This is a genomic window from Kitasatospora sp. NPDC048540, from assembly GCF_040651175.1.
In the GTDB taxonomy this organism is placed as follows: Bacteria; Actinomycetota; Actinomycetes; order Streptomycetales; family Streptomycetaceae; genus Kitasatospora.
On sequence record NZ_JBEZIR010000077.1, the window covers coordinates 13523 to 33944 of the forward strand.

Annotated in this window: 21 protein-coding genes and 1 riboswitch; of the genes, 8 read left to right on the forward strand and 13 right to left on the reverse strand. The window is 73.5% G+C overall.

Annotated features, from left to right (window positions below):
• Positions 1 to 270: 270 nt before the first annotated feature.
• Positions 271 to 2322, forward strand: a complete 2052-nt coding sequence (locus AB0D08_RS26245; protein WP_359892102.1) for an ATP-binding domain-containing protein — start codon at positions 271 to 273, stop codon at positions 2320 to 2322.
• Positions 2323 to 2350: 28 nt separating this feature from the next.
• On the opposite strand, the gene AB0D08_RS26250 is transcribed toward AB0D08_RS26245, so the two are convergent.
• Genes AB0D08_RS26250 through AB0D08_RS26260 form a run of 3 tightly spaced genes read right to left on the reverse strand, consistent with a single transcriptional unit; the run spans position 2351 to position 4369 of the window.
• The gene (locus tag AB0D08_RS26250; protein WP_359892105.1) at positions 2351 to 3037 is read right to left on the reverse strand and encodes a copper homeostasis protein CutC; all 687 of its coding nucleotides are present in this window, start codon (positions 3035 to 3037) and stop codon (positions 2351 to 2353) included.
• Between the two features lie 55 nt (positions 3038 to 3092).
• A complete protein-coding gene (locus AB0D08_RS26255) occupies positions 3093 to 4022 on the reverse strand; it encodes a hypothetical protein (RefSeq protein WP_359892107.1) in 930 nt (309 codons plus the stop codon).
• A complete protein-coding gene (locus AB0D08_RS26260) occupies positions 4019 to 4369 on the reverse strand; it encodes a PadR family transcriptional regulator (protein ID WP_051812089.1) in 351 nt (116 codons plus the stop codon). The genes AB0D08_RS26255 and AB0D08_RS26260 overlap by 4 nt, the downstream gene beginning before the upstream one ends.
• A 101-nt stretch (positions 4370 to 4470) precedes the next feature.
• Here AB0D08_RS26260 and AB0D08_RS26265 point away from each other — a divergent pair, with 101 nt between their 5' ends.
• A complete protein-coding gene (locus tag AB0D08_RS26265; protein ID WP_033819586.1) occupies positions 4471 to 5100 on the forward strand; it encodes a hypothetical protein in 630 nt (209 codons plus the stop codon).
• On the opposite strand, the gene AB0D08_RS26270 is transcribed toward AB0D08_RS26265, so the two are convergent.
• The 6 genes from AB0D08_RS26270 to thrC form a co-directional block, all read right to left on the reverse strand.
• Entirely contained in the window at positions 5081 to 5350 is a 270-nt protein-coding gene (locus tag AB0D08_RS26270) for a DUF4031 domain-containing protein (RefSeq protein ID WP_033819587.1), read from the reverse strand. The genes AB0D08_RS26265 and AB0D08_RS26270 overlap by 20 nt on opposite strands.
• On the reverse strand, positions 5347 to 5703 hold the full coding sequence (locus tag AB0D08_RS26275; protein WP_033819588.1) for a hypothetical protein: 357 nt from the start codon (positions 5701 to 5703) through the stop codon (positions 5347 to 5349). Before AB0D08_RS26275 ends, AB0D08_RS26270 begins: the two co-directional genes overlap by 4 nt.
• Positions 5704 to 5814: 111 nt before the next feature.
• Positions 5815 to 7437, reverse strand: a complete 1623-nt coding sequence (gene groL / locus AB0D08_RS26280) for a chaperonin GroEL (protein ID WP_033819589.1) — start codon at positions 7435 to 7437, stop codon at positions 5815 to 5817.
• Positions 7438 to 7742: 305 nt separating this feature from the next.
• The gene (locus AB0D08_RS26285; RefSeq protein ID WP_033819590.1) at positions 7743 to 7949 is read right to left on the reverse strand and encodes a cold-shock protein; all 207 of its coding nucleotides are present in this window, start codon (positions 7947 to 7949) and stop codon (positions 7743 to 7745) included.
• A 600-nt stretch (positions 7950 to 8549) separates the two neighbouring features.
• Positions 8550 to 8828 (reverse strand): MoaD/ThiS family protein, encoded by a 279-nt coding sequence (locus tag AB0D08_RS26290; RefSeq protein WP_033819591.1) that lies wholly within the window; start codon positions 8826 to 8828, stop codon positions 8550 to 8552.
• A gap of 36 nt (positions 8829 to 8864) precedes the next feature.
• Positions 8865 to 10148 carry a threonine synthase gene (gene thrC, locus AB0D08_RS26295; RefSeq protein ID WP_033819592.1) on the reverse strand — a complete coding sequence of 428 codons (1284 nt, stop codon included), beginning with the start codon at positions 10146 to 10148 and terminating at the stop codon, positions 8865 to 8867.
• A gap of 17 nt (positions 10149 to 10165) precedes the next feature.
• Positions 10166 to 10310, reverse strand: a riboswitch (SAM riboswitch).
• A 168-nt stretch (positions 10311 to 10478) separates the two neighbouring features.
• Here thrC and AB0D08_RS26300 point away from each other — a divergent pair.
• Positions 10479 to 11489, forward strand: a complete 1011-nt coding sequence (locus AB0D08_RS26300; RefSeq protein ID WP_033819593.1) for a glucosyl-3-phosphoglycerate synthase — start codon at positions 10479 to 10481, stop codon at positions 11487 to 11489.
• 79 nt (positions 11490 to 11568) lie between these two features.
• Positions 11569 to 13038, forward strand: coding sequence for a trehalose-6-phosphate synthase (locus tag AB0D08_RS26305; RefSeq protein WP_051812090.1), 1470 nt, complete (start codon positions 11569 to 11571; stop codon positions 13036 to 13038).
• On the opposite strand, the gene otsB is transcribed toward AB0D08_RS26305, so the two are convergent.
• Both otsB and AB0D08_RS26315 read right to left on the reverse strand, forming a co-directional pair.
• A complete protein-coding gene (gene otsB / locus AB0D08_RS26310; protein WP_359892115.1) occupies positions 13022 to 13882 on the reverse strand; it encodes a trehalose-phosphatase in 861 nt (286 codons plus the stop codon). The two genes, AB0D08_RS26305 and otsB, sit on opposite strands and share 17 nt — an antisense overlap.
• Positions 13883 to 13946: 64 nt before the next feature.
• On the reverse strand, positions 13947 to 14174 hold the full coding sequence (locus AB0D08_RS26315; RefSeq protein WP_033819595.1) for a DUF3263 domain-containing protein: 228 nt from the start codon (positions 14172 to 14174) through the stop codon (positions 13947 to 13949).
• A 94-nt stretch (positions 14175 to 14268) separates the two neighbouring features.
• Between AB0D08_RS26315 and AB0D08_RS26320 the strand changes: the two genes are divergently transcribed.
• The gene (locus AB0D08_RS26320) at positions 14269 to 14613 is read left to right on the forward strand and encodes a cupin domain-containing protein (protein ID WP_033819596.1); all 345 of its coding nucleotides are present in this window, start codon (positions 14269 to 14271) and stop codon (positions 14611 to 14613) included.
• 18 nt (positions 14614 to 14631) lie between these two features.
• Here the strand turns inward: AB0D08_RS26320 and AB0D08_RS26325 are convergent, their stop codons facing one another.
• Together AB0D08_RS26325 and AB0D08_RS26330 are read right to left on the reverse strand one after the other, a co-directional pair.
• Positions 14632 to 15963: an extracellular solute-binding protein gene (locus tag AB0D08_RS26325; RefSeq protein ID WP_359892118.1), complete on the reverse strand. Its 1332-nt coding sequence runs from the start codon at positions 15961 to 15963 to the stop codon at positions 14632 to 14634.
• Positions 15964 to 16140: 177 nt separating this feature from the next.
• Positions 16141 to 16935 carry a DeoR/GlpR family DNA-binding transcription regulator gene (locus AB0D08_RS26330; protein ID WP_359892121.1) on the reverse strand — a complete coding sequence of 265 codons (795 nt, stop codon included), beginning with the start codon at positions 16933 to 16935 and terminating at the stop codon, positions 16141 to 16143.
• A 224-nt stretch (positions 16936 to 17159) separates the two neighbouring features.
• Here AB0D08_RS26330 and AB0D08_RS26335 point away from each other — a divergent pair, with 224 nt between their 5' ends.
• The 3 genes from AB0D08_RS26335 (at position 17160) to nagA (ending at position 20365) form a co-directional block, all read left to right on the forward strand.
• Positions 17160 to 18080, forward strand: coding sequence for a sugar isomerase (locus tag AB0D08_RS26335; RefSeq protein ID WP_359892124.1), 921 nt, complete (start codon positions 17160 to 17162; stop codon positions 18078 to 18080).
• Positions 18081 to 18260: 180 nt separating this feature from the next.
• Positions 18261 to 19193 (forward strand): ROK family protein, encoded by a 933-nt coding sequence (locus tag AB0D08_RS26340; protein ID WP_359892127.1) that lies wholly within the window; start codon positions 18261 to 18263, stop codon positions 19191 to 19193.
• Positions 19190 to 20365, forward strand: a complete 1176-nt coding sequence (gene nagA, locus AB0D08_RS26345) for an N-acetylglucosamine-6-phosphate deacetylase (protein WP_033819600.1) — start codon at positions 19190 to 19192, stop codon at positions 20363 to 20365. The genes AB0D08_RS26340 and nagA overlap by 4 nt, the downstream gene beginning before the upstream one ends.
• Positions 20366 to 20422: the final 57 nt, after the last annotated feature.

Sequence of the window (20422 nt, forward strand, 5' to 3'; positions counted from 1 at the left end):
GGGGTGCGGACCGGCCGACGGCGGCGCCCGGCGGGCCGTGGACGCCGTGGACCGGGCCGTGGACGCCTCGGATAAGGATTCGCGCCGTCCCACGGGCGGGTCTATGATCTCCGGTCTGTCCCCTCCCGAACCGTGGTGCCCGTGTCGTCGGCAGCCGTGGGAGGTCCCGACCGGTCGGCAACCGGCGGTACCCCTTTCACCGTGAGCTACGACGAGTCCGCTGCCCCGCCCCACCCCTTCCGAGCGGCCGGGCAGCCGGGAAGGTTCGCTGTGCCATCTGCCACCCCCACCGACGATCCGCTGCGCCGCGAGCGGGACCACCTGGCCGCTTCGCGGGCGGCGCTTCGCGTGATGCGCGAGGACGTCGAGTCGCTGGACCTGCGGGACGTGACCGGCACCTGGGTGTCCGCCGCCGTCCTGCGCAACCAGATCGAGCTGCGGATCGCCGCGCTGGCCGATCTGGCGCACACCCCGCTGTTCTTCGGCCGGCTGGACTACCTGCACGCGGTCGGCGGCGAGGACGCCGAGGGCGCCTCCGGGGAGCGGTTCTACATCGGCCGCCGGCACGTCCACGACGCCGGCGGCGACCCGATGGTGATCGACTGGCGGGCACCGGTCTCCCAGCCGTTCTACCGGGCCAGCCGCAAGGAGCCGATGGACGTCGAGCGGCGCCGCCGGTTCGGCTACACCGGCGGCGAGCTGACCGCGTACGAGGACGAGCACCTGACCGACCCGGCGGAGACCGACACCCGCTCGGCGCTGCTGGCGGCCGAGATCGAGAAGCCCCGCGTCGGGCCGATGCGCGACATCGTGGCCACCATCCAGCCCGAGCAGGACGAGATCGTGCGGGCCGACGTGACCGGCACCGTCTGCGTCCAGGGCGCCCCCGGCACCGGGAAGACCGCCGTCGGCCTGCACCGGGTCGCCTATCTGCTGTACGCGCACCGGGAGCGCCTCGCCCGTACCGGCACCCTGGTGGTCGGCCCGAACCGCTCGTTCCTGCACTACATCGAGCAGGTGCTGCCCGCGCTCGGCGAGGTGGACGTCGCCCAAGCGACCGTGCAGGAGCTGGTCTCCCAGGTCGAGGTGCGCGGCGAGGACGGCGCCGAGGCGGCGACAATCAAGGGCGACGCCCGGATGGCCGAGGTGCTGCGGCGGGCCGTGCGGTCCGGGATCAGTCTGCCGACCGAGCCATGCGTGGTGGTCCGCGGCTCCCGCCGCTGGCGCGTCCCGGCGTACGAACTCACCGAGATCATCGAGGAGTTGAAGGGGCGTGAGATCCGCTACGGGGCGGCCGGGGAGGCCCTGCCGCAGCGCATCGCGCACGCCGTGCTGGTGAAGATGGAGCAGGGCGGCGAGGCCCCCGACGACCGGGTGCAGGACGCGGTCGCCCGCAACCCGGCGGTCAAGGCGGTGGTCCGGGCCTGCTGGCCGGCCGTGGACCCGGTCAAGCTGGTGCACCGGCTGCTCGGCGACGCCGACTTCCTGGCCGCGTGCGCGGACGGGATCCTCACGCCCGAGGAGCAGCTGGCGGTGCGCTGGCCGAAGGCGCCCCGCTCGGTGAAGTCGGCCCGCTGGTCGGCGGCGGACGCCGTGCTGGTCGACGAGGCCGCGGATCTGGTGCGGCGCACCCCGTCGCTGGGGCACGTGGTGCTGGACGAGGCGCAGGACCTCTCGCCGATGCAGTACCGGGCCGTGGGGCGGCGCTGTTCGACCGGTTCGGCGACCGTCCTCGGCGACCTGGCGCAGGGCACCACCCCGTGGGCGACCGGCAGTTGGCCGGAGGCGCTGCACCACCTGGGCAAGGCGGGCGCGCACGTGGAGGAGCTGACCCAGGGCTTCCGGGTGCCGGAGGAGGTGATCGTGTACGCCTCGCGGCTGCTGCCCACGATCGCCCCGGGGCTCGCGCCGGCCGGCTCGGTCCGCGAGCTGCCGGGCTCGCTGGCGGTCCGCCACGTTCCGGACGGGCTGGTCGGGGAGGTGGTGGCGGCCTGCCGGGCGGCGCTGGCGTTCGAGGGCTCGGTCGGTCTGATCGCGGCCGACGCCCGGATCCCGCTGTTCGCCGAGGCGCTGGCCGGGGCGGGGCTGCCGTTCCTGGAGCCGGGTGCCGAGACCACGGCGCAGGCCCGGCTCACGCTGGTGCCGGCCTCGCTGGCCAAGGGTCTGGAGTACGACTACGTGGTGCTGGACGAGCCGGCCGCGGTGGTGGCCGGGGAGCCGGACGAGCGGACCGGGCTGCGCCGGCTGTACGTGGCGCTGACCCGGGCGGTGTCCGGGTTGACCGTGCTGCACGGTGAGCCGCTGCCCGAGCAGTTGCGCTGAGCGGCGGGCGGGCCCGGCCCGGGGCGGCTCAGGCGTCCAGCAGGGTCCGCCACCGGGCGACGGCGGCCGCGTCGACGGGGCCGCGCCAGCCGTCCGGGCGGACGGCCCCGCCGATGTGGAAGGCGTCGAAGCCGGCGGCGCGCAGGGCCGGGAGGTGCTCGGCCCGCAGGCCGCCGCCGACCAGGATCTGCTGCCGGTAGCCGGGGTCGCCGGCCTTGGCCAGTTCGCCTTCCAGGACGCTCTGACCGTGGTCGACGCCGGCGGCGGCGCCGGAGGTGAGGTAGGTGTCGAGGCTGGGCAGGCCGTCAAGGGCGGCGCGCAGGGCGGCCCGGTCGGTGCTGTGGTCGATGGCCCGGTGGAAGGTCCACCGGCAGCCGGCCACGGCTCCGGCGACGGCCAGGGTGGCGGGCAGGTCCAGGGTGCCGTCGGCGGCGAGGAAGCCGAGTACGAACTCCTCGGCGCCTTCGGCGCGCAGGGCGGCGGCGCGGGTGAGCAGCCCGTCGAGGTCCCCGGGGGTGAAGCCGTCGCGCAGGCGCAGCATGACCCGCAGCGGGAGGTCGACGGCGGCGCGGATCTCGGCGAAGGCGGCCACCGAGGGGGTGAGCCCGTCGGCGGCCATGTCGGTGACCAGTTCGAGGCGGTCGGCGCCGCCGGCTGCGGCGGCCTGGGCATCCTGCGCGGTCAGCGCGATGACTTCGAAGACTGGTCTAGACATGTCGCTACCTTGCCACACCGTCCGCCGCCGCGGCGAGCCCCCTGCGGGTCCGCGCTCAGCCGGCCGTCGGCGGGCGGTCCGGCTCGGCGTCACCGCGTCGCCGCAGCCACCGGGCCGCCAGTACGGCCAGCACCGCGAACGCCAGGAAGCCCGCCGCCCGCCGGGCGCCGCCGAGCTCGAAGTCGATCCAGTACCAGAGGTCGTCGTCGAACAGCAGCGGCAGCGCGCCGACGGCCGCCGCGGCGAGCCGGATCCGGCCGCGGGCCAGGCCCAGCAGCGGCAGCGCCACCAGGGCGAGCCGGTACGGGTGCCAGCTCGGGTCCCACAGCAGCGGGGTGTGGACGACCTCCTTGCCGGCCGTGAGCAGCAGCGCCACCGCGACGCCGGCGAGGGCGCTCCACGCGGTCCGGCGGGCCCGCCCGCCGAGCAGGTCCGCGGGCGCCGACAGCAGCAGCACCAGCCAGGCGAGCGGGCCGAGGCCGGCCCGTACGGCCTGGCCGAGGTAGTACGACAGCGGCAGGTGCTGGTACGGCGGGCTCTGGATGCTCCAGCCGACCAGCAGCGCGATCCCGCCGACGGTCGCCGCGGCCGCGGTCCAGCGGGCCGCCGTCCAGCGGCCGGAGAGCCCGGCCGCCAGTGCGAGGGCCCAGGCGGCGGCGAGGCCGACCCCCCAGAAGCGCAGCGGCCCGTGCCAGGCGAAGTCGAACGGCGACACCTGCCACGCCGAACCGGCCTGCCGGCCGAACCCGGCCCCCACGACGAACGGCACCGCCGCCGCGAGCACCTGGCCGGGCAGCCCGCGGGAGGTGAGCCCGGCCCGCAGCCGCAGGCCGTGGCCGGCCAGGCCGGCCAGCTCGCGGGCGCGCGCGAGGCGGCCGGTGTCGGCGGCCAACGAGTCGTAGACGTCGGCGAGTTCGGCGCCGCGGTCGGTCCGGTAGCCGACCGGGTAGAGCCTCAGGACCGCGTCGATCATCCGGCCGCTCATGCGAAGGCTCCGTTCAGTCGGGGGCGGGCGGGTGCGGCGAGCCGGCGCTCGGCCTCGGCGGCGACGGCGCGCAGCCGTTCGGCCTCGGCGGCCAGCACGGCCCGGCCGCTGTCGCTGAGCGCGTAGGTGCGGCGGGCCCGGCCGTCCACCACCTCCTCGCTCTCGACGCGGATCAGGCCCTGTCCGAGCAGCCGGTCGAGCGCGCCGTACAGGGTGCCGGCCCGCATCCGGACCCGGCCGCCGGAGATCGCGGCGATCTCCTGGATCAGGGCGTAGCCGTGGCGCGGGGCGTCGGCGAGGGCGGTGAGCAGGAGCAGCGTGGGCTCCTGCATCGAACGTTCTGTCATGTCACCTAGATATACCGGTCATCGGTATATGCCGTCAGGCGAAACCGAAAATCCGTACCCTCCCTGACGGCCCGTCGCCGTGCCGGGGCCACAATGACCCCATGACCGCCCTGCTGCTGGACCACTGGAACGACCTGCTGCGGCGCTGCGGCGCGAGCGCCGACCCGCAGCCGTACGGCGAGGACCTGCTGCGGCGCTGGGCCGAACCGCAGCGCCGGTACCACACCACCGACCACCTGCGGGCGGTGCTCGGCCACACCGACACCCTGGCCGGGCAGGCCGAGGACCCGGACGCGGTCCGGCTGGCCGCCTGGTTCCACGACGCCGTCTACCGGCCGGACCGCTCCGAGAACGAGGAGCGCAGCGCGGCCCTGGCCGTCCGCGCGCTGCGTGAGGCGGGGCTGGCCGAGCCGCTGGTGGCGGAGGTGGCCCGGCTGGTCCGGCTCACCGTCACCCACGACCCCGCGCCCGGGGACCGCAACGGCGAGGTGCTCTGCGACGCGGACCTGGCCGTCCTCGGCGGCTCCCCCGAGCAGTACGCGGCCTACGCGGCGGCCGTCCGCGCGGAGTACGGCTTCGTCCCCGAGGACGCCTTCCGGGCCGGCCGCGCGGCGGTCCTGCGCCAGCTGCTCGGCCTGCCCGCGCTCTACCGCACCGAGGCGGCCCGGGCCCGCTTCGACGCGGCGGCCCGGGCCAACCTGGCGGCCGAGCTCAGCTCGCTCGAAGGGTAGCCCTGCGCCGCCGCAGCCCGGCGGCGGTCAGCCGGGCGACCAGTTCCCTGCTGGAGACCGGCCGGGCCCCCTGCGCGACGGCCCGGTCGTACCGGTCGCCGGGGAGGTCGTAGTGGTCGCGGTCGAAGCCCCTCGCGGGAACGCCCAGTTCGGCCGCGAACGCGTGCAACTCGTCGTACGAGACATCGCTGACCAGGTGCGACCAGAGCCGGCCGTGGCCGGGCCAGGCGGGCGGGTCGATCAGGATCACGAGAGCTTGCCGACCGGCGCGACGACCCGGCCCTCCTTGCCGCACACCCAGTGCGGGTCCGGGCCGAGCTCGGGCTCCACGCCCAGCGCGTGCGGGTCGCCGTCGGCGGCGCACTCCTCGCACAGCGGCCAGCGGCCGTACGCCTCCAGCAGCGCGTCCTGGACGTCCTGGGCGACCAGCCCGAGCACGTACGCGGTGCCGTCCGGCCACTGCTCCAGCCACCACCGGCGGTGCGTCACGGCGTCCTCGACCAGCGAGACCACGGCGGCGTCCGCCACGTCCCGGGCGGTCAGGTCGGCGAGGATCAGCGCCCGGGCGCTGTGCAGTGCGGCTTCGATCTCAGGGCTGGCCATCCGCCCATTGTCCCAAATCCCGCTGGGCCGCGAACGCCGCGAGGGCGGTCTCCCTGGTGTGGGGAGACCGCCCTCGCGGACGATCCGAACTCGCCGATCCTAGAAGGAGGATCAGAAGTCCATGTCACCGCCCGGCATGCCGCCGCCGGCCGGCGCGCCGGCCTTCTCGGGCTTGTCGGCGATGACGGCCTCGGTGGTGAGGAAGAGCGCCGCGATGGAGGCGGCGTTCTGCAGCGCGGAGCGGGTGACCTTGGCCGGGTCGATGATGCCCGCGGCGATCAGGTCGACGTACTCGTTGGTGGCGGCGTTCAGGCCGTGGCCGGCGGGGAGGTTGCGCACCTTCTCCACCACGACACCGCCCTCGAGGCCGGCGTTGGTCGCGATCTGCTTGATCGGGGCCTCCAGCGCGACCTTGACGATGTTGGCACCGGTGGCCTCGTCGCCCTCCAGCTCCAGCTTGTCGAACGCGACACCGGCCTGCAGCAGCGCGACGCCACCACCGGCGACGATGCCCTCCTCGACGGCGGCCTTCGCGTTGCGGACGGCGTCCTCGATGCGGTGCTTGCGCTCCTTGAGCTCCACCTCGGTGGCCGCGCCGGCCTTGATGACGGCCACGCCGCCGGCCAGCTTGGCGAGGCGCTCCTGGAGCTTCTCGCGGTCGTAGTCCGAGTCGCTGTTCTCGATCTCGGCACGGATCTGGTTCACGCGGCCGGCGACCTGGTCGCTGTCGCCGCCACCGTCGACGATGGTGGTCTCGTCCTTGGTGATGACCACCTTGCGGGCGGTGCCCAGCAGGTCGACGCCGGCGTTCTCCAGCTTGAGGCCGACCTCCTCGGAGATGACGGTGCCACCGGTGAGGATGGCGATGTCGCCGAGCATGGCCTTGCGGCGGTCACCGAAGCCCGGGGCCTTGACGGCGACCGACTTGAAGGTGCCACGGATCTTGTTCACGACCAGGGTCGACAGGGCCTCGCCCTCGACGTCCTCGGCGATGATGACGAGCGGCTTGCCGCTCTGCATGACCTTCTCCAGCAGCGGGAGCAGGTCCTTGACCGAGGAGATCTTGGAGTTGGCGATCAGGATGTACGGGTCCTCGAAGGACGCCTCCATCCGCTCCAGGTCGGTGGCGAAGTAGGCGGAGATGTAGCCCTTGTCGAAGCGCATGCCCTCGGTGAGCTCGAGCTCCAGACCGAAGGTGTTGCTCTCCTCGACGGTGATGACGCCTTCCTTGCCGACCTTGTCCATCGCCTCGGCGATGAGCTCGCCGATCTGGGTGTCGGCGGCGGAGATGGAGGCGGTGGAGGCGATCTGCTCCTTGGTCTCCACGTCCTTGGCCTGCGCGAGCAGCTGGTCGGAGACGGCCGCGACGGCCTTCTCGATGCCGCGCTTCAGGGCCATCGGGTTGGCGCCGGCGGCGACGTTGCGCAGGCCTTCCTTGACCAGGGCCTGGGCGAGCACGGTGGCGGTGGTGGTGCCGTCACCGGCGACGTCGTCGGTCTTCTTGGCGACCTCCTTGACGAGCTCCGCGCCGATCTTCTCGTAGGGGTCCTCGAGCTCGATCTCCTTGGCGATGGAGACACCGTCGTTGGTGATCGTGGGGGCGCCCCACTTCTTCTCAAGGACGACGTTGCGGCCCTTGGGGCCAAGCGTCACCTTGACGGCGTCGGCAAGCTGGTTCATCCCGCGCTCAAGGCCGCGGCGAGCTTCCTCGTCAAACGCGATGATCTTTGCCATGTGAAGTGGTCCTCCGGGACGCGATCGACTGCACCGGACCGAAGGGTGCCCGCGACGGACGGCCCTGCGAGCGGGGGTCCTGTCCCCTACCGCTCCCGGGAGGCCTCACCGACCCGATCCGTTGTCACTCTCATGCTGTGAGTGCTAACGCCAATGATTAGCACTCTCGGGTGGCGAGTGCAAGCCCGTTCGCGGGGTGTCCCGACATGGCGGCAGGCCCGCACGGGGGTGCCGTACGGGCCTGCTGCCGTTGATCTGTGGCCGCCAGCTCGTTGACCGAGCCGAGGTTCCGCAGGTCGAAGAGGTCACGCAACCAGCGCGCGGACCATGTCCGCCTGCGGACCCTTCTGCCCCTGGGAGATCTCGAACTCGACCCGCTGGCCCTCCTCGAGGGTGCGGTAGCCGTCCATCTGGATCGCGCTGTAGTGGACGAAGACGTCCGCACCACCGTCGACCGCGATGAAGCCGTAGCCCTTCTCGGCGTTGAACCACTTGACGGTGCCCTGAGCCATTCCGAACTCCCCTTGTGCTGTGCTGGCCCTTCACGGACCCGCACGGTGCGGGTCCAGAGGTCTGGAAGGCCGGCCCGGGGAACCCCCCCTGGGCGCAGCCGTGCACGCCGCAGACCACCACCCGGAGGCCCGCGGAGGGCGACCGGAACGCGGGTGAATGCGTCGACCGCGGCTGAATGTATCCGGACATGCGCCCTCTGCAACAGGCCCAACTTTTGGGCAGAAGCTACGGACTGCAGGGGATATGACGGGATGAAAGCGGCACTTGCGAGCAATTGACGCCGGACATCGCGGACCAATGCCGCAAATTGCCGAAATAATTATGACGGCGGCCTGACAGATCGGCCTCACGTTCGATGCGGCGGGTCTCAACGAGCGGACAGGCGCTGCGTATCCGACCGGCGGGCGGGTACAGGCCCCCTCGAATCGGCCTCGAACACCCCGGTGCCCCGCACTCTATACCCAGCCACATGCGGAAATGTCCGCCGCAATGGCCGCGGGCCGCCGCCGGGGCGGAATTCGGGGATTCCGTTCCCGGCAGCGGCCCGGGGCTGCTGCGTGCGGGTATTCGCGGCCGCGGCCGCCGTGGTGCGGACGGGGTCAGCAGCCGCCGGCCACGGCGGGGATGATCGAGACGGCCGCGCCGTCCTTGACCACCGCGTCCAGGCCGCCGTCGAAACGCACGTCGTCGTCGTTGACGTAGACGTTGACGAAGCGCCGCAGCTGGCCGGCGTCGTCCAGGATCCGGGCGGAGATGCCCGGGTGGTTGCGCTCCAGGTCCTTGACCACCTCGGCCAGGGTGGCGCCCTCGGCGGTGACCTCGGCCCGGCCGTCGGTGTAGGTGCGCAGGATGGTGGGGATGCGGACGGTGGCGCTCATGGGCGGCTACTCCTTGCTGCGGGGTGGGGGGAGGGCTCAGGCGGAGGCGAGACCGGCGGCGCGGAACGACTCCAGGGTCGGCCGGATGGTGGCGGTCAGGCCGGCGTCGGCGACCGCGTCCAGGGTCTTCAGGCCGTCGCCGGTGTTGATCGCGACGGTCTCCTTGGCCGGGTCCAGCTGCCCGGTCTCCACCAGCTTCTTCAGCACGCCGATGGTCACCCCGCCCGCGGTCTCGGCGAAGATGCCCTCGGTGCGGGCCAGCAGCTTGATCGCCTCGACCACCTCGGCGTCGGTGACGTCCTCGACGGCGCCGCCGGTGCGGCGGGCGATGTCCAGCACGTACGGGCCGTCGGCCGGGTTGCCGATCGCCAGCGACTTGGCGATGGTGTCCGGCTTGACCGGGCGGATCACGTCGTGGCCGGCCTTGTACGCGGCCGAGACCGGGGAGCAGCCCTCGGCCTGGGCGCCGAAGATCTTGTAGGGGCGGTCCTCGACCAGGCCGAGCCCGATCAGCTCCTGCAGCCCCTTGTCGATCTTCGTGAGCTGGGAGCCGGACGCGATCGGGATGACGATCTGCTCCGGCAGCCGCCAGCCGAGCTGCTCGCAGATCTCGTACGCCAGGGTCTTGGAGCCCTCGCCGTAGTAGGGGCGGAGGTTGACGTTGACGAAGCCCCAGCCCTCGCCGGCCGGGTCGCCGATCAGCTCGGAGCAGAAGCGGTTCACGTCGTCGTAGTTGCCCTGGATGCCGACCAGTTCGCCGCCGTACACCCCGGCCATCACGACCTTGCCCTGCTCCAGGTCGTGCGGGATGAAGACGCAGGACTTGAAACCGGCCCGGGCCGCCGCCGCGCCCACCGCGCCGGCCAGGTTGCCGGTCGAGGAGCAGGACAGGGTGGTGAAGTCGAAGGCGCGCGCCGCCTCGATGGCGCAGGCGACCACCCGGTCCTTGAAGGAGTGGGTGGGGTTGCCGGAGTCGTCCTTGACGTGCAGCTGGGCGGTGAAGCCGAGTTCGCGGCCCAGGTTGTCGGCCTTCACCAGCGGCGTCCAGCCCGGGTTCAGGTTCGGCTTGGACGCGACGTCGGCGGGCACCGGCAGCAGCGGGGCGTAGCGCCAGATCGAGGCCGGGCCGGACTCGATCCGCCTGCGCAGCTCCTCGGCCTCGTACGAGCCGAAGTCGTAGGCGATCTCCAGCGGGCCGAAGCACTCGGCGCAAGCGAAATGCGGGCCGAGCGGGGTGCGGGCGCCGCACTCCCGACAGGACAGCGCGGCGGCGGGGCCGAGGTCGACTGCGGGGGCGGCAACGGGGATAGCGGTAGCCATGGTGGCGGAGGCCTCTCTCCTCATCTTCCCCGTGGTGCGGGCGCGCCACGGGCCGGAATTGGCACCTGTCCCGCCCGGAGCCTCGACCTGACGGTCAGTTGGCCGGACGGGAAGGTTGCCGGGACTTCAACGGGCCGTTCCCTCAGTCCCTCTGGATGAGCAATGTGGCGCGCGGTGTTGCAACCGGCAGCGCGTTTGTGGTCGTGCACAGCGACCCACCCCGACGTGCGAGGGTCGGATCGCATTACCAAGACTGTATCCGAAGGCCCCGGTACCACCTCATGCCGTCCGGTCCCCGAGACGGCGCCGCCCATTCCGAGGAGCGAGACCTTGCCCGACCAGCCCCGGCCCGACGTTCAGCCCCAGGTGGCGTCCTGGCTGCGCCGCCGCAGTTGGCGGGCGGCCGACCGACCGGTGGGGACGCTGGTCGCCGCCAAGCGCGCGGCGGGCCCGGCGGGCACCGTCAGCGTGGTGCTGCCGGCCCTGGACGAGGAGCCGACCGTCGGCGAGATCGTCAGCACGATCCGCACCGAGCTGATGGAGCGGCTGCCGCTGGTGGACGAGCTGGTGGTGGTGGACTCCGGCTCGGTGGACCGCACCGCCGAGCGGGCCGCCGCCGCCGGGGCGCGGGTGGTGCACCGGGACGACATCCTGCCGCGGCTGCCCGCCGAGCCCGGCAAGGGCGAGGTGCTGTGGCGCTCGCTGCTGGTCACCCGCGGCGAGATCGTCTGCTTCATCGACGCCGACCTGCGCGAGTTCGACCCCGCCTTCGTCACCGGGATCATCGGCCCGCTGCTCACCGACCCGGGGATCCAGCTGGTCAAGGCGATGTACGACCGCCCGCTGGAGACCGCGGGCGCCGTCGTGCCGGCCGGCGGCGGCCGGGTCACCGAGCTGGTCGCCCGTCCGCTGCTCAACCTGCACTGGCCGCAGCTGGCCGGCTTCGTCCAGCCGCTGGGCGGGGAGTACGCGGCCCGCCGCTCGCTGCTGGAGCGGCTGCCCTTCCCGACCGGGTACGGGGTCGAGCTGGGCCTGCTGGTGGACGCCCTGGACGCGGTCGGGCTGGACGCGCTGGCACAGGTCGACGTCGGGGTCCGGCACCACCGCCACCAGGACGGCCAGGCGCTCGGCCGGATGGCCGCCACCATCTACCGCACCGCACTGGAACGCCTGGACCGCACCCACCGGCTGAAGGCCGAGGACGGCTTGGTGCACCCGATGCTCACCCAGTTCTCCCGCGATCCGGCGACCCGCGACTTCACCGCCCACACCCACCCGGTGGGGGCGGTGGAGCGGCCCCCGGTGCGGACCCTGCCCGAGTACCGGGACCGCCCCCGCTGACGGCCGGGACCGGCCGCCGGCGGCGGCTCGCCGCGTGCTGAGTGGTTTGCACCCGGGGTCGCGCGGCAAGCTTGGCAGTATGGCCGATCACGCGTCCGCACGTTCGAGTCAGCCCGGTGCCGCCCCCATCCTGGTGGCCTCCAACCGCGGCCCGGTGTCCTTCAGCAGTGAGGACGACGGTTCGCTGACCCTGAAGAGAGGCGGTGGCGGCCTGGTCTCGGGCCTGTCCGCGATCGAGGACCCGTCGGCGGTCTGGGTCTGCGCGGCGCTCGGCGAGGCGGACCGGACGGCCGCCCGCCAGGCCCCCGACGGCCGGCTGGACCTGGCCGGGCACGACGTCGGCGGACAGGCCGTCCGGATGCTGGACATCGATCCCGGCACCTTCGCCCGCGCGTACAACGGCGTGGCCAACTCCACCCTCTGGTTCGTCCACCACCTGCTCTACGACACCCCGGTCTCCCCCAACTTCGACGACCGCTTCCGCCGCGAGTGGGAGTCCTACACCGCGTACAACACCGCCTTCGCCGAGGCGCTGGCCGCCGAGGCCGCCCCGGGCGCCGCGGTGCTGGTGCAGGACTACCACCTCTCGCTCGCCCCGGCGCTGCTCCGGGCGCTGCGCCCGGACCTGCGGATCGGGCACTTCTCGCACACCCCCTGGGCGCCGCCCGAGTACTACCGGATGCTGCCCGACGACGTCGGGACGGCCGTGCTGGAGGGCATCCTGGGCGCCGACCGGGCGGGCTTCCTCACCCGCCGCTGGGCGCTCGCCTTCGCCGACTGCTGCGCCGACCTGCTCGGGGCCGGGGTCGACCGCGAGCGGCTGACCGTCACGCACGCGGGCCGCACCACCCGGCTCGGGGTGCACGGCCTCGGCGCCGACGCCGACTTCCTGCGCGAGCGGGCCCACCGGCCGGACGTCGACGCCCGGCTGGCCGCCCTGCGGGAGGCGGTGGGCGAGCGCCGGACGATCGTCCGGGTCGACCGCACCGAGCTCAGCAAGAACATCGTCCGCGGCCTGCTCGCCTACCGGCACCTGCTGCGGACCCGTCCCGAGTGGCAGGGCCGGGTGGTGCACATCGCCTTCGCCTACCCGTCCCGGCACGACCTGCCCGAGTACCGCGAGTACACCGCCGCGGTGCAGCGGGTCGCCCACGAGATCAACGACGAGTTCGGCACCCCCGCCTGGCAGCCGCTGATCCTGCACGTCAACGACGACTTCCCGCGCTCGCTGGCGGCCTACCGGCTGGCCGACGTCGCCCTGGTCAACCCGATCCGGGACGGCATGAACCTGGTCGCCAAGGAGATCCCGGTGGTCTCCGACGACGGCTGCGCGCTGGTGCTCTCCCGGGAGGCGGGCGCCTTCGCCGAGCTCGCCGAGGACTCGATCACGGTCAACCCGTACGACGTGATCGCCACCGCCGAGGCGCTGCACCAGGCCCTGACCATGCCGGCCGGGGAGCGCGCGGACCGCACCAAGCGGCTGGCCGCGGCGGCCACCGCGCTGCCCCCGCAGCAGTGGTTCCTGGACCAGCTCAACGCGCTCGGCTGAGCCCGTCCGCGAGGGCGGCGAGCAGCTCCACCACGCCGGCCGGGCCGGGGACCACCAGGTCCGCCCGGTCGGCGAGGGCGCCCACCGGGGCCTCGCCGCCGGTGGTGGCACTGCACACCAGCAGCCCGGGCAGGCCCTCGCCGCGGCGCCGCTCGACGGCCTCGTACGCGGGCAGGTCGCCGAGGTCGTCGCCGACGTACAGCACCGTCCGCAGCGGCCGTCCGGCGAGGAAGCCGGTGAGGGCGGCACCCTTGTCCACCCCGGGCGGGCGCAGCTCCAGCACCATCCGGCCGGGCTCGACCATCAGGCCGTGCGCGGCGGCGAGCGCCGCCAGGGGCGCGCGGAGCAGTTCAAGTGCCTCGTCGGGCCGGTCGGCGCGCCGGGTGTGCACGGCCAGCGCGCGGCCCTTGTCCTCGGTCCAGGTGCCCGGAGGGGCGCTGGCCGCGGCCAGCACCGCGGGCAGCTCGGCGCGGACCGCCGCGACCCCCGCGGGCGGCTCGGGCGCGGTGGTCTCCTTCGTCGCGGCGTCCCACCGCTCGGCGCCGTAGTGGCCGAGCACGGTCAGGTGCTCCAGGCCGGGTGCGTCCGCGAAGCCGCCGTACTCGACCGCGACGGCCGCGGGCCGGCCGGTCACCACCACCACCGCGCCGACCAGCGGGGCCAGCGCGGACAGTGCGGGCACCACCCCGGGGTGGGCCCGCGCCCGCGCGGGGTCGGCCACGATCGGCGCCAGCGTCCCGTCGAAGTCCAGGCCCACCACGCTCTCGCGGGGGGCGGCGAGCAGCGCGGCCAGCGCGTCCCGTCCGGCGGCCGTGCGTGGCGTCAGCAGCTCAGGCATACCCATGCCCTCGACCGTACCCAGGCTCCGCCGCCCGATGCCTGCCGTCGTCCGGCGGCACCCGGGTGCCTCAGCGGGCCTCGCGGCGGGCGTCGCGGATCCGGCGCAGGCGGTTCACCAGGACCGGGGCGTGCGCCAGCGCCTCCGGCCGGTCCAGCAGCGCGTTCAGCAGCTGGTAGTACCGGGTGCCGGAGATCCCGAGCTCCGCGCGGACCGCCCGCTCCTTCGCCCCGGCCGTCCGCCAGGCCCGCGCCTCCAGCGCCAGCACCGCGAGATCGCGCTCACTCAGCTCCGCCACACCGGCCACCTCCCTACGCTGTGTCATTCTGCCGCGCCCGTCCGACACACTGTGCCGTCCCCGGCGCGGCTCCGGCCCGGCTAGCGTCGGGGCCATGACCAACAGTTTCGCCGTACACATCCCCGACGCCGACCTCGAGCCGGACCCGCTGGACCCGGCCCAGATCGTCTCCGGCACCCCGGAGGTCTCCGGCAAGGTGCTCTGGGAGTCCCCCGACGGGCGGCAGATCCGCGGGATCTGGCAGATCACCCCGGGCGTGGTGACCGACACCGAGGCGGACGAGCTGTTCGTGGTGGTGAGCGGCCGGGCCACGATCGCGTTCGAGGGCGGCCCGGTGCTCGAGGTCGGTCCGGGTGACCTGGCCGTCCTGCGCGAGGGCGACCGCACCACCTGGACCGTCCACGAGACGCTCCGCAAGGCCTACTGCATCAACCTCTGACCCGGTCCGGCCTGCGGCTCAGTGGGCGGCCGCCGCGCGGGCCCGGCTCGCCTCCTGGGCGGCGGCGGACTGGAGCTGGGTGAGCACCTCGTCCCCGCCGGGCTTCACCGCGCTGCCGATCCTCTCCTTCAGCATCCCGCTGACCTTGTCCCAGGACGGGTCGCCGAGCGGGTAGAAGTTGGCGCTCGACAGCGCATTGAGGAACTCGGTGAGGTCCTGGTGCTTGCCGCTGCCGGTCATCTCGTCCTTGGTGTCCTGGGTGACCGGCAGCAGGTTGTACTCCTCGTCGAACTTGAGGGTGTTCTCCTTCAGGTACACGAAGTTGAGGAACTTCTTGATCTCGGTCTTGTGGCCGTTGGCCTTGAAGGCCATCATCCAGTCGGCGACGCCCAGGGTGCTCGGCTTGGCGCCGGCGTCCTTGCGCGGGATGGCCGCGGTGCCGTAGTCGACCTTCGATTCGATCGCCTTGGCGACCAGCCCGGGGTGGCCGTTGAGCATCGCCACCTTGCCGCTGGCGAAGTCGGAGAAGGCGGTCTTGCGGTCGACCGTCGACGGGTCCGGATAGGTGAGGTGACGGTCCACCAGGTTGGTGCGCAGCCACTTGAAGGTGTCCCGGTTGGGCTGGCTGTCGACGGTGTAGTTGCCCGCGTTGTCGGCCAGCGTGCCGCCGCCGCTCATGGTCCAGATCATCGACTCGCCCTGGGCCTCCTCGGGCCCGAGCGGCAGCGCGTACGGGACGGTCCCGGGCATCTTGGCCTTGATCAGCTCGGCGTCCTTGCGCAGTTCCTCCCAGGTGGCGGGCGGGCCGCCGATGCCGGCCTTCTGGAACATCGTCCGGTTGTAGACGAACACCCGGGTGGAGGCGACGAACGGGATGCCGTACTGGCTGCCGAGCACCTGGCCGGCCTTGGCGAAGGCGTCGATCATGTTCGCCTGGGTGTCGATCGACAGCACGTCGCCGGCGGGGTAGAGCCGGTCCGCGGCGACCTGGTCGGCGTAGCCGCCGGTCTGCACGACGTCGGGGACCTTGCCGGAGGCGATCAGGTCGGCGACCCGCTTGTCGATGTCGGTCCAGGGGACCACCTCGACCGAGACCTTGAAGCCCGGGTTGGTGGCGTGGAAGCGGGCCACCAGGTCGTCCCAGTAGTGCGTGGTGCTGGTGGCCTCGGTGTCGCCGTAGTCCGCGGCGACCAGCTTGAGGGTGACCGGGCCGCCGCCCCCGCCCTCGACGGTGCCGCAGCCGGTGAGCAGCAGCGCTCCGGCCAGTGCGGCGGCGAGGGCCGAGCCGCGGAAGGTGCCGAACGGTCGTGCGGTGGTGCGGGCCGGTCTTTCAAGGGCTGCGCTGTGCAAGTCGGTTACCGCCTTCGAAGGAGGAAAACGGCGCCACCCTGGCAGGCATTGCCCGGGTGGTCCATACCTCTTGCGGTGTTAGTTACCGAGTTGTCTCTTGACGTTGCATCAGATGCAACCGGAAGCCGACTTATCCGGACATCACGGACGGGCGGTCCGGCGCGCGCCGGCGCCCGTTCAGGCGGTGATCACCTCGACGCCGGCCTCCGTGAAGGCGGCGGCCAGCGCGGGGTCGACCCCGCCGTCGGTGACCAGGGCGCCGACCTGGTCCAGCCCGCAGATCCGGGCGAAGGCGCGGTGTCCGAGCTTGGAGGAGTCGGCGGCCACCACCACCCGCCGGGCCCGTTCGGCCAGCAGCCGGTTCACGCTGGCCTCGCCCTCGTGGTGGGCGGTGGCGCCGTGCTCGACGTCGATCGCGTCCACGCCCAGCACGGCGATGTCCAGGGCGAGTTCGCCGAGCACCAGGCCGGCCAGCGGGCCGATCAGTTCGTACGACTGCGGGCGGGCGACCCCGCCGGTGACGACGATCTTCACCTGGGGGCGGACGGTCAGCTCGTTGGCGATGTTGAGCGCGTTGGTGACGACGGTGAGGGTCTGGCCCGGGCCGTTCTCCGGCCGCTCGGTGAGCTCGGGCCGGACGGCCAGCGCGCGGGCCACCTCGGTGGTGGTGGTGCCGCCGTTGAGGCCGACCACCTCGCCGGGGGCGATCAGCGCGGCGACCGCGGCGCCGATCCGCTGCTTGGCGTCGGCGTGCCGGGCCGACTTGTAGCGCAGCGGCAGGTCGTAGGAGACGTTGTGTGCCACCGCCCCGCCGCGGGTACGGGTGACCATCTGCTGCCTGGCCAGCTGGTCGAGGTCGCGCCGGATGGTCGCCGCAGACACGCCGAGCGCCTCGGCGGCCTCCTCGACCTCCAGCTTGCCGTGCTCGGTGAGCAGCTCCAGCAGTGCGTTCCAACGCTCGTACCTCGACACGCCGTGTCGCCCCTCCTCGCCCGCTCGTCCCGCTCCCGGCGCGCGGGCCGCGCGCGTGAAGCGGGGGACAGCTTGTCACATCTGCGCGGATCGGTGCGGGATCTTCGCGCAGGGTCCGGGCAACGCACCCCATTGCGCAATCGTGCGCGAAAAAGCTATAAATCAATCAGCTTCACGCACCACTGTTGCCGTGGACCGGAGTGCCGACCCGAGGAGCCCACCCGATGCCCCATCCGTCCCTGACCGGCGAGGAACTCGCCACCCAGCCCGCCGACTGGCGCACCGCCGCCGCCCTGGCCGCGCAGACCGGTGACGCGCTGCCGCGGCGCGGCGAGCGCGTCGCCGTGGTCGGCTGCGGCACCCCCTGGTTCATCGCGCAGTCCTACGCGGCGCTGCGCGAGGCGGGCGGCCACGGCGAGACCGACGCCTTCGCGGCCTCGGAGTTCCCGTACGGGCGCCGCTACGATCGGGTGGTGGTGATCAGCCGTTCCGGAACCACCACCGAGGTGCTCGACCTGCTCGGGCGCGTCAAGGCGCCGACCACCGCGATCACCGGCGACACCTCGCAGCCGATCGCGCGGCTGGCCGGGCAGCTGGTCGACCTCGGGTTCGCCGACGAGCGCTCGGTGGTGCAGACCCGCTTCGCCACCACCGTGCTCGCCCTGCTCCGCGCCCACCTGGAGGTGGAGGACGCCCGGCCGGCCGGGGTCGGCACGGTGGCCCGCGCGGCCGACGACGCCGAGCGGGTCCTGGCCCGGCGGATCCCGGCCGAGCTGGTCGCCTGTGAGCAGTTCACCTTCCTCGGCACGGGCTGGACCAACGGCCTGGCCCTGGAGGCGGGGCTGAAGATGCGCGAGGCGGCGCTGGCCTGGACCGAGTCCTACCCGGCGATGGAGTACCGGCACGGGCCGATCAGCATCACCGCGCCGGGGCGCGCGGTGTGGGGGTTCGGGCCGTTGCCCGAGGGGCTGGCCGAGCAGGTCGCCGGGGTCGGCGGGCTGCTGGTCGCCGAGTCCGGGGAGGGCGGCATCGACCCGCTGGCCGACCTGGTGCGGGTGCACCAGCTGGCCCTCGCGCTCGCCGAATCGCGTGGTCTCGACCCGGACCGGCCCCGCAACCTGACCCGGTCCGTCATCCTGGCCTGAGCCCGGCCGCGGCGCCGGGCCGCCGGCCCGCCCGCGGCACCCGCACCGGAAGGAAGGCCGCCCCGGGATCCGCAAACCGCCCAGCAGGCACCAAGTACGACAAACCTCACCCCCCATGGACCAGACCAATCGGGTAACTGGACTAGACCTCTTCGACCTGGGCAAGGGAAACTGTCCCCCGTGAAGCACGTCATCGCACTCGATGTAGGCGGCACCGGCATGAAGGCCGCGCTGCTCGCCCAGGACGGCTCCGTGCTGTTCGAAGCACGCCGACCGACCGGGCGGGAGCACGGCACGGACGCCGTCGTCGCCACCATCCTCGACTTCGCCGCCGACCTCGCGGACGAGGGCCGCAGCCGCTTCGGCTGCGCCCCGCTCGCGGCCGGCGTCGCGGTGCCGGGCACGATCGACGAGAAGAACGGGATCGCGGTCTTCTCCGCCAACCTCGGCTGGCGGGACCTGCCCATGCGGCGGCTGCTCGGCGAGCGGCTCGGCGGCCTGCCGGTCGCGCTCGGCCACGACGTCCGCTCCGGCGGGCTGGCCGAGGGCCGGATCGGCGCCGGCCGCGGCGTCGACCGCTTCCTGTTCATCGCGCTCGGCACCGGCATCGCCGGGGCCATCGGCATCGGCGGACGGATCGAGGCGGGCGCCCACGGCTACGGCGGCGAGATCGGCCACGTGGTGGTCCGCCCCGGCGGCCCCACCTGCGGCTGCGGCGCCCGGGGCTGCCTGGAGACGCTGGCCTCGGCCTCCGCGGTCTCCCGGGCCTGGGCCGGGGCCAGCGGCGACCCGGCCGCGGACGCCGCGGCCTGCGCGCTGGCCGTCGACGCCGGCGACGAGCGGGCGGCCCGGATCTGGCGCACCGCCGTCGAGGCCCTCGCCGACGGGATCGTGCTGGCGCAGAGCCTGCTCGACCCGTCGACGGTGATCGTCGGCGGCGGGCTGGCGGAGTCCGGTGACACCCTCTTCACGCCACTGCGCGACGCGGTCGCCGAGCGGCTGACCTTCCAGATGCCCCCGAAGGTCGTTCCGGCCATGCTCAAAGACACCGCCGCGTCCCTGGGCGCAGGCCTGCTCGCCTGGGATCTGCTCTCCATGGAGGTGACCGCGTGACAACCGCGGACCGTACAGCACTGGCCGGCGCCCGACTCGTCCTGCCCGACGGCGTCGTCGACCAGGGCCGGATCACCGTCGAGGGCCCGCGCATCGCGGCGCTCGGCGGCGCGGGGCTCCCCGGTGACCTCGACCTGACCGGCTGCACCGTGGTGCCCGGCTTCGTCGACCTGCACGTGCACGGCGGCGGCGGTGCCTCGTACGCCTCCGGGGTGGCCGAGGAAGCGCTGCGGGCCGCGCGCACGCACCTGGAGCACGGCACCACCACCACGGTCGCCTCCACCGTGACCGGCGAGATCGACGAGCTGTGCCACCAGGCGGCGGTCCTCTCCGAGCTGGTCGAGGACGGGGTGCTGGCGGGCATCCACTTCGAGGGCCCGTTCATCTCGCCGGGCCGGTGCGGCGCCCACCGACCCGACCTGCTGCGGGAGCCGGATCCGGCGCTGGTGCGCAAGCTCGCCGACGCGGCGCGCGGCCACGCCAGGATGTTCACCCTCGCCCCCGAGCTGCCGGGCGGCCTGGAGTCGGTCCGGATGCTGGCCGAGCTCGGCATCATCGCGGCGGTCGGCCACACCGACTCCGACTACGCGAAGACGCTGGAGGCGATCGACGCCGGAGCCACCGTCGCCACCCACCTGTTCAACGCGATGCCGGGCATCCAGCACCGCGCGCCCGGCCCGATCGTCGCCCTGCTGGAGGACGAGCGGGTCACCGTCGAGCTGATCAACGACGGCGTCCACCTGCACCCCTCGGTGCTGGACCTGGCGTACGGCACGGCCGGCGCCGACCGGGTCGCGCTGATCACCGACGCGATGGGCGCGGCCGGCATGGGCGACGGGCTCTACCCGCTCGGCCCGCTGGAGGTCCGGGTGCAGGACGGCGTCGCCCGGCTGGTGGAGGGCGGTTCGATCGCCGGCTCCACGCTCACCCTGGACGTCGCGCTGCGGCGTTCGGTCACCGTCAACGGCCTCGGCATCGAGCAGGCCGTGCGCTCCCTGTCCACCGTCCCGGCCCGGCTGCTCGGGCTGAGCGACTCGATCGGATCCCTGGAGGCCGGCAAGTACGCCGACCTCGTCGTCCTCGACTCCGCCACGTACGAACTCATCGCGGTGATGCGCCGCGGCGAGTGGATCACCGGCGCGGACCGGCTCACCAAGGCCCGCACGGCCTGACTCCCCCGTCCCACCGGGGGTGTGAGCAGTGGTTCTGCGTCCCGCTTCTCACACCCT

Excerpts from the sequence above, each read along its gene's own strand:
- AB0D08_RS26250 (WP_359892105.1), bottom strand. The coding sequence starts at position 3,037 with ATGTCTAGACCAGTCTTCGAAGTCATCGCGCTGACCGCGCAGGATGCC.
- AB0D08_RS26255 (WP_359892107.1), bottom strand. The coding sequence starts at position 4,022 with ATGAGCGGCCGGATGATCGACGCGGTCCTGAGGCTCTACCCGGTCGGC.
- AB0D08_RS26260 (WP_051812089.1), bottom strand. The coding sequence starts at position 4,369 with ATGACAGAACGTTCGATGCAGGAGCCCACGCTGCTCCTGCTCACCGCC.
- AB0D08_RS26265 (WP_033819586.1), top strand. The coding sequence starts at position 4,471 with ATGACCGCCCTGCTGCTGGACCACTGGAACGACCTGCTGCGGCGCTGC.
- AB0D08_RS26275 (WP_033819588.1), bottom strand. The coding sequence starts at position 5,703 with ATGGCCAGCCCTGAGATCGAAGCCGCACTGCACAGCGCCCGGGCGCTG.
- groL (WP_033819589.1), bottom strand. The coding sequence starts at position 7,437 with ATGGCAAAGATCATCGCGTTTGACGAGGAAGCTCGCCGCGGCCTTGAG.
- AB0D08_RS26285 (WP_033819590.1), bottom strand. The coding sequence starts at position 7,949 with ATGGCTCAGGGCACCGTCAAGTGGTTCAACGCCGAGAAGGGCTACGGC.
- AB0D08_RS26290 (WP_033819591.1), bottom strand. The coding sequence starts at position 8,828 with ATGAGCGCCACCGTCCGCATCCCCACCATCCTGCGCACCTACACCGAC.
- thrC (WP_033819592.1), bottom strand. The coding sequence starts at position 10,148 with ATGGCTACCGCTATCCCCGTTGCCGCCCCCGCAGTCGACCTCGGCCCC.
- AB0D08_RS26305 (WP_051812090.1), top strand. The coding sequence starts at position 11,569 with ATGGCCGATCACGCGTCCGCACGTTCGAGTCAGCCCGGTGCCGCCCCC.
- otsB (WP_359892115.1), bottom strand. The coding sequence starts at position 13,882 with ATGGGTATGCCTGAGCTGCTGACGCCACGCACGGCCGCCGGACGGGAC.
- AB0D08_RS26320 (WP_033819596.1), top strand. The coding sequence starts at position 14,269 with ATGACCAACAGTTTCGCCGTACACATCCCCGACGCCGACCTCGAGCCG.
- AB0D08_RS26335 (WP_359892124.1), top strand. The coding sequence starts at position 17,160 with ATGCCCCATCCGTCCCTGACCGGCGAGGAACTCGCCACCCAGCCCGCC.